General features: G+C 72.4%; 10 protein-coding genes. 6 read left to right on the forward strand and 4 right to left on the reverse strand.

The window, feature by feature from the left end:
* From MBSD_RS10740 to MBSD_RS10755, 4 genes are all read right to left on the reverse strand, one after another.
* Positions 1-1,943, reverse strand: a 1,943-nt coding sequence (locus tag MBSD_RS10740; protein ID WP_062537325.1) for an amidohydrolase family protein, incomplete at its 3' end; no start/stop codon positions are given.
* Between the two features lie 89 nt (positions 1,944-2,032).
* On the reverse strand, positions 2,033-2,479 hold the full coding sequence (locus MBSD_RS10745) for an LIC_13387 family protein (protein ID WP_148667867.1): 447 nt from the start codon (positions 2,477-2,479) through the stop codon (positions 2,033-2,035).
* A 57-nt stretch (positions 2,480-2,536) separates the two neighbouring features.
* Positions 2,537-3,037, reverse strand: a complete 501-nt coding sequence (locus tag MBSD_RS10750) for an SRPBCC family protein (RefSeq protein WP_062537327.1) — start codon at positions 3,035-3,037, stop codon at positions 2,537-2,539.
* The gene (locus MBSD_RS10755; RefSeq protein ID WP_187300648.1) at positions 3,034-3,357 is read right to left on the reverse strand and encodes an ArsR/SmtB family transcription factor; all 324 of its coding nucleotides are present in this window, start codon (positions 3,355-3,357) and stop codon (positions 3,034-3,036) included. Before MBSD_RS10755 ends, MBSD_RS10750 begins: the two co-directional genes overlap by 4 nt.
* Before the next feature lie 123 nt (positions 3,358-3,480).
* On the opposite strand from MBSD_RS10755, the gene MBSD_RS10760 reads away from it, so the two are divergent.
* From MBSD_RS10760 to MBSD_RS10785, 6 genes are all read left to right on the forward strand, one after another.
* Positions 3,481-4,332 (forward strand): alpha/beta hydrolase family protein, encoded by an 852-nt coding sequence (locus MBSD_RS10760; protein WP_148667868.1) that lies wholly within the window; start codon positions 3,481-3,483, stop codon positions 4,330-4,332.
* An 81-nt stretch (positions 4,333-4,413) separates the two neighbouring features.
* Complete coding sequence (locus MBSD_RS10765; RefSeq protein ID WP_062537330.1) at positions 4,414-5,136, forward strand: hypothetical protein; 723 nt, start codon at positions 4,414-4,416, stop codon at positions 5,134-5,136.
* A gap of 267 nt (positions 5,137-5,403) precedes the next feature.
* Entirely contained in the window at positions 5,404-6,408 is a 1,005-nt protein-coding gene (locus MBSD_RS10770; RefSeq protein WP_148667869.1) for a hypothetical protein, read from the forward strand.
* A gap of 203 nt (positions 6,409-6,611) precedes the next feature.
* On the forward strand, positions 6,612-7,028 hold the full coding sequence (locus MBSD_RS10775) for a VOC family protein (protein WP_062537332.1): 417 nt from the start codon (positions 6,612-6,614) through the stop codon (positions 7,026-7,028).
* A 41-nt stretch (positions 7,029-7,069) separates the two neighbouring features.
* Complete coding sequence (gene rimJ, locus MBSD_RS10780; RefSeq protein ID WP_062537333.1) at positions 7,070-7,648, forward strand: ribosomal protein S5-alanine N-acetyltransferase; 579 nt, start codon at positions 7,070-7,072, stop codon at positions 7,646-7,648.
* Between the two features lie 71 nt (positions 7,649-7,719).
* On the forward strand, positions 7,720-8,135 hold a 416-nt coding region (locus tag MBSD_RS10785; protein ID WP_062537334.1), incomplete at its 3' end, for a peroxiredoxin.

An 8,135-nucleotide genomic window follows, 5' to 3' on the forward strand; every position in this document is an offset into this window, starting at 1 on the left:
TCGAACACCTTGCCGCCCTTGAGGGTGAGGTCGACGCGGCGCAGGTCGCGCATGTCGTGCAGGGGGTCGCCGTCGACCAGGATCATGTCGGCGAGCTTGCCGGCGGCGATCACGCCGCGGTCCTTGTCGACGCCCATCACCTCGGCCGGCGTCAGCGTGGCCATGCGCAGCACCTCGGCGTTGGGGATGCCGGCGCGCGCGTACAGTTCCAGCTCGACGTGCAGGGTGTAACCGGCCAGCGCGTCGGTGCCGGGGATGAGGGTGACGCCGGCGTCGTGCAGCGCCTTCAGCAGGCGCAGCATCGCCGGGAACGCCTCGCCCCAGGCCTGCTCCTCGCCCTTCGGCACCGGCAGCGCGCCGCTCAGCAGGCCGCGGCGGATCTGCGCGGGCAGGCGCGGGGCGACGTCCTCCAGCCCGGGCGGCACCGCGGTCGGATCGCCGCAGAACAGGCCCGCGAAGATCGCCATGGTCGGGTCGAGCACGGTGTGGTGGCGGGCGAGGAAGTCGATGAACTCGCGCACCTGCGGCTTGTCCGGCGTGAATTCGCGCGCGTGCTCGGCCACCTTGATGAAGCGGTCGCGGTTGCGCGTCTCCTGCACCTGCGGCCAGAGGAAGTTCAGCTCGACGAAGTTGATGTGCTGGATCTCGTCGGCGCCGTTCTCCACGAACTGGCGCGCCGACATGAACGCCGGCACGTGGCCGCTGACGCGCAGGCCGCGCGCGTGCGCCTCGTCGGCGATCACCGGCACCAGTTCCGGCTTCACCGAGGAGTAGATCTTGATCTGCGCGTAGCCGTGATCGGCGTACCAGTCGACGTCGGCCAGCGCCTGCGCGGCGGTGTCGACGCGCATCCTGGTCGGGCCGGCGAACTCGCCGGTGCCGTCGATGATGCCGGCCTTGAGCACGCGTGGACCGAGCTCGGTGCCGGCGTCGAAGCGGGCGACGCGCTTCGGGAAGGCGTCGGTGTCGTTGGCCATGTCGCGCGCGCTGGTGACACCGTTGGCGAGATCGAGCGCGCCGTCGACGCCGCCGAAGTGCTGGTGGTTGTCCCACAGGCCCGGCAGCAGGAAGCGGCCGTGGGCGTCGATGGTCTCGGCGTCCGCGGGGGCGTGCAGGTCGGCGTCCGGCGCCACGCGCACGATGCGCTCGCCGCGGATCCACACCGACATGCCGGGGGTGGCGCGGAGATCGCGCGGATCGAACAACCGCGCGTTGCGGATCACCAGGTCGCCCTTGGGCGTGTGCGTCAGCGCGCGCGCGACGCGCGCCGACCAGACGGTGTCGGCCTGTTCCTGCGCCGCCGCCAGCTTCGCCACCGCGCCGGCCAGCGCCGGCGGCACCACGGTGAACCAGCCGGATACCTGCGCGGCGGTTGCACCGTCGCGGGTCAGCCAGATCGAGGTCGGCGTGAAATCGAGGCCGCTGATGCGGTAGTGCGACAGCGTGACCTTGGCGCCCGCGGCGTCGGTCACCACCGCGGTGCCGGCGGCCTCGATGCGCGCCTCGCCGGCCGGCAGCAGCGGCAGGCGGTGGTCGGGCGCCTTCAGCAGCGCCCGCGCCAGCACGCCCAGCATCTCCGGCGGCGCGTTCGCCGGGATGTAGAACGCCTCGCCGGCTTGCGTGCGCTCGCCGTGCTCGGTGCGGTTGCGCCAGCTCGCCTTGCCGTCGGCCAGACGGAAGGACTCCTCCACCGGCACCTTCATGTAGTCGTTGCCCTTGCCGGTGTATTCGACCGGCACGCCGGCGGCGTCCAGCTTCCACTCGGCGACGATGTGGTCGCCGCGGCCGCGGTCGTTGTAGCCGTATTCGACGCGGGTGCCGGCGGCCGTGGCGGACACGCTCTGGCTGCCGGCGGGATTGCCGAGGATCAGGATGCGGTCCTCGCGGGCGTGGGCGGCGGCGACGCCGAGCAGGGCGGCGAGGAGGGGCAGGGCATGGCGCATCGGCGTTTCCTCGGTCTGGGCGCGCAGAGCGAATCACACTCCGCGCGCCCGCTCCTGTGCCGGATGGGCCAGGCCCGCGCGCCGCGGGTTCAGCCCGGCGCAGCGGGCAGCAGCGCCGGCCGCCGCGCCGCCCGCAACGCCCAGGCGATCATCGCCGCGGCCAGGCTGGTGGTGCCGGCCGCGAGCGGAAAGAAATAGCGCCACTCCGCCAGCGCGAAGGCGGTCAGTCCGAGCAGCATGGTCCACAGCAAGCCGCGGACGCGGTGCGGTTCGATATCGGCGGGTCGTGCCAATTGCCACAACACGGCGGCGAACACCAGCATCGCCACGGCGCTGGCGATGCCGTAGCCGCGGTAGAAGTCGGCGAAGGAGCGCATCGTTCCCATCACGGGGAAGGCATGCGCGCGCATCGTCTCCAGTACCGCCTGCTGCGGCGAACCGGGCGGCGGCGAACGCAGCACGCCGCCGATGGTGTGGGCGAGGGCGTGGAACAGCATCAGCAGCGCGGCAACGCGCAGCGGCATGGAAGGTTTCATGAGCTTGTCTCCCGATGGATCCTTGCGTGCATGCATGGCGGACGTGGCGCAGCACGGTCAGCGCATCTCTTCCGCCAGACGGGCCATCGCCGCGAGTGCGCCGGCCCAGCCGTTCGGCGAATCGAACGCCGCGCGCATCGTGGCGAGCTTGTCGCCGTAGCGCTCGAGCAGGCGGTGTTCCAGCTCGACCCGCGTGCGGTGCGTGGTTTCGCTGTAGAACCGCACCTCCACCTCGGTGACGAAATCGGGGTCGGTTCGCCAGTCGCCGTCGATTTGCCAGGACAGCAGCAGCCGGTGCGGCGGCTCCCACGCCAGCACGCGGCCCCAGTCGCATTCGCTACCGTCCTCGCCGCGTTCATACCAGCGCCCGCCGACCCAAGGTTCGAGGATCGCGGTGAAGCGCTCGGATGCGCCGATATGGTTCTTGCGCGGCCACCACAGATCGAAGCTGCGGGTGAACACGTCGAAGACGTGATCGGCCGGTGCGTCGATCACGACCTGCTTGCTCACGACGCTGTCGGAGCCGGCGGACAGAGTGACGCCGTATTCGATGCTCATGATTTTCTCCGTTGCGGGTAGCTGGCTTCGGCGACGGCCTTCAGATTGACGAGCGCCTGCGCCCAGAGTCCGTCGAGGTAGCCGCGCAGGGCGGCCAGGCCGGCGGGGTCGGCGCGATAGACGTTGCGTGTCCCCGCGCGTTCACAGGTGATCAGGCCGGCCTGCTGCAGCACGCGCAGATGCTGCGATACCGCCGGCCGGCTGATCGGCAGCCCGGCGGCCAGTTCGGCCACTGGCGCGGGCGCGCGCACGATCGTCTCGAACAGGGCGCGGCGGGAGGGGTCGGCGAGGGCGGCGAGTTGGCGGGCGGAGGCGGGCACGATATTAGTAAGTATTTACTTACGGTAAGCTTGTGCTTACCATTGAGCGGCTGTCAAGCGCCATCCGTGCCGCCGGCGGCGGCTGGCTTATGCTTGCGGCGGTGCCGGCCGGGAGGACGAGGCATGAGCGGGACGCGCGGGTGGATGGCGGTGCTGTTGCTGGCGCTGTGCGTGGGCACGGCCGGCGCGGCGGAGACGGTCGAGGCGTCGCGCGCCGACGGCGCTCGTACGCCGCTGCGCGTGTACGCGCCGGCGCGGTCCGCGCCTTGCGCGCCGCTGGCGCTGTTCTCGCCCGGTCTGGGCGCCGACGAACGCAGCTACGCCTACCTCGCCCAGGCGCTGGCGGACGACGGCTGGCGGGTGGTGGTGATGGGGCATCGCGAAAGCGGGTCGAAGCCGCTGCACGAAGCCCTGCGCGAGGACGGCATCAAGGCCGGCGTGCGCGCGATGGTCACCGACCCGGCGCTGTACCGCGACCGCCAGCTCGACGTGGACGCGGCCCTGCGCTGGGCGCGGCGGATCTGTGCGCCGCCGTTCGTCGCCCTCGCCGGGCATTCGATGGGCGGGGTGACCACGATGATCGAGGCCGGCGCGCGCGACCTGCTGGGCGTGGCCGGCCAGGACCGCTTCGACGCCTACGTGGTGCTGTCGCCGGAAGGGCCGCAGCCGGTGTTCGCGCCGCACGCCTGGCGCGGCGTGCGCAAGCCGGTGCTGATGCTGACCGGCACGCGCGACGCCGGCGTCGGCGGCGACTGGCACTGGCGCACCGAGGCCTACGCCGACCTGCCGCCCGGCTGCGCCTGGCTGGGCGTGATCGACGGCGCCTCGCACTTCAACTTCGGCGGCATCGGCCCCGGCCACGCCGAGGTGACGCCGCTGGTGGTCGCCGCCACGCGCGACTTCCTCGACGGCGCGCGCGCCGGCGCCTGCCCGGCGCTGCACGCCGCGGCCGGCTTGCGCCTGCAGCACAAGTAGCCGTCCGTGCCGCGCCCCTTGCGCGCGTCGGCCGGCGCGGCCACGCTTGGCGCTTCCGCCGACCGCCGCAGGAGTCGAGCCATGCCCACGCGCCGTTCCTTCGCCCTGGCCTTCAGCGCCGCGCTGCTGGCCGCCTGCTCGCAGGACGGCAATGCGCCGACGCCCGCGCAGCTCGCCGCGCAACAGCAGGCCGCGCGCGAGGCGCAGGCCGCGCAGAAGCAGGCGTTGTATCAGGCGATGGTGAACACGCAGCGCTATGCGCTGGCGGTGCCGATCGGCCAGGAGATCGTCACCCGCTACGCCGGCACGCAGGCCGCGGCGGCGGTGCAGAAGACCCTGCCCGAGGTGCAACGCACCGCCGCCGAGAACGCCGAGAAGGCGCGCCTGCAGGCGCTGTGGTCGTACCAGACTGGCAAGGAGTCGGGCGGCACGCAGATCACCGCCTCGATCTACAGCTCGCGCCCGGGCGGCGACGACCGCGTGCGCCTGGTGCTGCGCCGCCATTCCGCCTGGGGGCAGAGCGTGTACCTGTTCGGCAGCGGCCGCGGCTTCGCCTGCAGCGGCCGTTGCTCGATCCCGATCGGCATCGACGGCGCCCCGCCCAAACCTTGGAAGGCCTACCTGCCCGAGACCGGCGAGCCGGCCATCTTCATCGAGGACGACGGCCGCTTCATCGCCGCCCTGGCCAAGGCGAAGAAGCTGACCATGCAGGTCGAGCTGAAGGGGCGCGGCTCCGAGACCCTGGTGTTCGAGGTCGGCGGCTACGATCCGGCGCGCTTCCCGCCATTGCCGGGCAAGCGCTGAGTCCGCGACCGCCGCTGCGCGTCCGTCTGGCGCGCATTGCGGCAGTGCCTGGGCGCGGCGGCGCGCTTGCGCGATGGCGGAGCCGGCTGCGCGCAAGTGCCGGAAAGCGGCTTTATCGGTGTGGTTTTGCCGAAGATCGGCGCAAATGGCCTGCGGGCGAGGCCGCGCGATCCTCGCTTGAAAAATGGCGTGGATTTTGCTTGTCATCGGGACGGCATTGCGCCACGCCGACGCGGGCACGGGGGTGCCCGAGAGGGGGAATCGCGCATGAAACGTCGTGCTGCCGGGCTGCTCGTGCCCGCCGCCTTTCTGCTCGGTCTGGCCGCGTCCGCGGTCGAGGCCGCCGATGTGCCGGAACCGCCGGCCCCGCCGCCGGGCGGCCCGGTGGTGTCGCTGGCGCCGGCGCAGAAAATGCGCTTCGCCTGGCCGACGCCGATCAGTGCGCAGGTCGAGGTGCGCGAAGGCTTCAACGGACCGTGCTCGCTGCGCTACACCATCGAGCTGCGCGACGACGGCGCCGGCGGCTACATCCTCAGCGCGCGCGATCCGCAGCCGCTGTCGGGCAAACTCGCGCAGTGGACCGAGGCGGCCAGCGAGGCGGGACGCCGTGCGCTGTGCATGCCGCTGACGGTGCGCCTCGACCACTCCGGGCGCTTCTTCGGTTTCGTCGACGAGGACGCGCGGCTGAAGGAGGCGATGGCGGGTCAGCATTACATCGCCGGCGCGGAAACCGTGATACCGGAACGTCGCCGCGACCTGGTGCGCCGCGAACTGGAGTCGCGCACCATGCAGGCGCTGAACGCCTGGTTCGGCGCCTGGGACGGCGCGCCGCGCGACGTCGCCGGCTCGGTCCGCCGCCGCGCCTCGGCGCCGGAGCCGTGGCCGGTGCAGGTCGACTGGGAAATCACCCGCGTCGGCACGCCGAAGAACCTGAGCGGCACCGAGTTCTGGGCCTACGGCGAGCTGACCGACGCGGCGCGCGCGAAGTATCTGCTGCGCGCCGAGAGGGCCGGCGCCGACGCCTGGGTGCCGGGCGCGGCCACGCCGGACGACTGGTATCCGGACCTGGTCGGCCTGACGCACGCCTATCTCGACGTCGCCACCATGCGGCCGCTGCACGTCGAGTCCGTGCTGTACAAGCGCGTCAGCTCGGCTTCCAAGCCCTCGACGGACCGCGCCATCGCCCGCGAGCTGATCTTCGACTTCATCTGGAGCGACGGCCTGAAGGCCAGCGGCAGCTATCCCGCGCCGAAGGCGCTTTCCGCCTCCTGACCTCCGCGGCGTGGCGCGCGGCCGCCCGGGCGCGCGCCGGCGGGCGGGATGCCGCAGGCCGGTGGGCGGCTGCGGTTCGGCGTGCGGGTAACGGAAGCCGGGACGGACGATGGCCGGGATGACGGCCCGCCGGACCGGGCGTCGCGACGACCGCCGCGACGCGGATATGCGATTCTAGCCGCTCCGTGCTTGCGGCCTTCCGCATGGCGAGCCTGCTGGTCAACATCGACGTCGACGACCTCGAGCGCGCGATCGATTACTACACGCGCGCGTTCGGGCTACGCCTCGGCCGCCGCTTCGGCGGCGACGGCGCGGAACTGCTCGGCGCCGAGGCGCCGCTGTATCTGCTGGCCAAGCCGGCCGGCAGCGTGGCCACGCCCGCGGCGGCGGCGACGCGCGACTATCGCCGGCACTGGACGCCGGTGCATCTCGACTTCGTCGTCGCCGACATCGACGCCGCCGTGCGCGCCGCGCGGGACGCCGGCGCACGCCAGGAGGGCGACCTGCGCACGCACGCCTGGGGCCGCATCGCCCAGTTCGCCGACCCCTTCGGGCACGGCTTCTGCCTGCTCGAGTTCCGCGGCCGCGGCTACGACGAGCTGGTCGCGCCGTCGAAGTGAAACGCGTACCGCGCTGCACCGAATCGAAGCCGGAGACGCGCATGCCGACCGCCCTTCCGCACCTCGTCACCCCGCGCACGCGGCTGGCCGTGATCGGTCCGGAACACGCCGCGGCGATCGCGGCCTACTACCGCGCCAACCGCGAGCACCTCGCGCCGTGGGAGCCGCCGCGCGACGAGGCGTTCTACACCGCCGCCGGTTGGCGCCGGCGCGGCGCGGAGCTGCGCGCGGCGTTCGCCGACGGCACGGCGCTGCCGCTCGCGGTGCTGGAGGCCGATGCCGGCCGGGTGATCGGCATCTGCCAGTTCAGCCAGATCGTGCGCGGCGCGTTCCAGGCCTGCTATCTCGGCTATTCGCTGGGACGCGAGTGGCAGGGACGCGGGCTGATGCAGGAGGCCGTCGCGGCCGGCATCGCCTACGTGTTCGACACCGTGGGCCTGCATCGCGTCATGGCCAATCACATGCCGCGCAACGAGCGCAGCGCGCGCCTGCTGCGGCGCCTCGGCTTCGAGCGCGAAGGCTACGCGCGCGCCTATCTCAACATCGCCGGGCGCTGGGAGGACCACGTGCTGAACGCCCTGATCAACCCGCGCGTGCCGGCCGGGCCGGCGGCGCTGTAAGGTTTCGTGCGCCGGCCCGGTCCACGCGCCATCCGGCGGATTTCCGCCCCGGCCCCCGTGAGGTGACTACGATGCGCCGTCTGCTCCCGCTGTTGCTGCTGTTGCTGCTCGCCCCGCTGCCGCTGCTCGCCGCCGAGACGGCGCCGCCGCAGGACGGCCAGGCCGCCCCCGATTTCAGGCTGCAGGACCAGCACGGCCAGTGGCATACGCTGGCCGACCACAAGGGCCGCTGGCTGGTGCTGTACTTCTACCCGAAGGACTTCACGCCGGGCTGCACCACCGAGGTGTGCACCTTCCGCGACGACATCATCGCGCTGCACAAGGCCGGCGCCGAGGTGCTGGGCGTCAGCCTGGACGACGTGAAGTCGCACGCCGCCTTCGCCGAGAAGTACCACGTGCCGTTTCCGCTGCTGTCCGACGCCACCCAGGCCACGGCCAAGGCCTACGGCGTGCTGACCTCGCACATGGGCGTGAACTACGCCCGCCG

The sequence above is a fragment of the Mizugakiibacter sediminis genome (assembly GCF_000953855.2).
GTDB classification, from domain to species: domain Bacteria; phylum Pseudomonadota; class Gammaproteobacteria; order Xanthomonadales; family Rhodanobacteraceae; genus Mizugakiibacter; species Mizugakiibacter sediminis.